Source organism: Pontibacter sp. HJ8 (genome assembly GCF_054824225.1).
The window spans coordinates 1-451 of the sequence record NZ_JSYF01000511.1; the positions used below are offsets into that span (position 1 = coordinate 1).

The following is a 451-nucleotide window of genomic DNA, read 5'->3' on the forward strand; positions in this document are numbered from 1 at the left end:
GTGACTTTACACTGGATTTTACTTTACTGCAGATTTAGTAAGCTTTATTGCACAAACTGGACTTCTGCGTCGAACGATACGCCATTCTGCTGTACGGTACGTATCAAATCCATATTGCTGTTAGTGAGTGTTTTTAGCTGCAGATCCCCCAACAGATCAATAAAGAGGATGGTCTCATTTTCTTTGAAGCTCCAGCTTCCTGTAGCAGTTTGGCTGCTCCCATTCTGATCGTAGACGGCTGTATAAGTACCGTCGCGGCGCAACGTAAGGACCGTGCTCTTGATGTCGAGCAGCATACTCTTTATCTCCGGTCTGCTGGACACATCAAGGCCGTTCACCAAAATCCGTTCTCCTTTCCATTCGTGCGCTACTACCAGGTCTGTTTTGGTCGGCTCGGTATCGTCGTCGTCGTCACAGGCTGTGAAAAGGAAAGAAAATGATAGCACGATAA

1 protein-coding gene is annotated in these 451 nt (G+C 46.8%); it reads right to left on the reverse strand.

Translation table 11 applies throughout. The features are described from left to right. Positions 1-44 precede the first annotated feature (44 nt). Positions 45-446 carry a hypothetical protein gene (locus OB13_RS18675; RefSeq protein ID WP_461491700.1) on the reverse strand — a complete coding sequence of 134 codons (402 nt, stop codon included), beginning with the start codon at positions 444-446 and terminating at the stop codon, positions 45-47. Between the last annotated feature and the right edge of the window lie 5 nt (positions 447-451).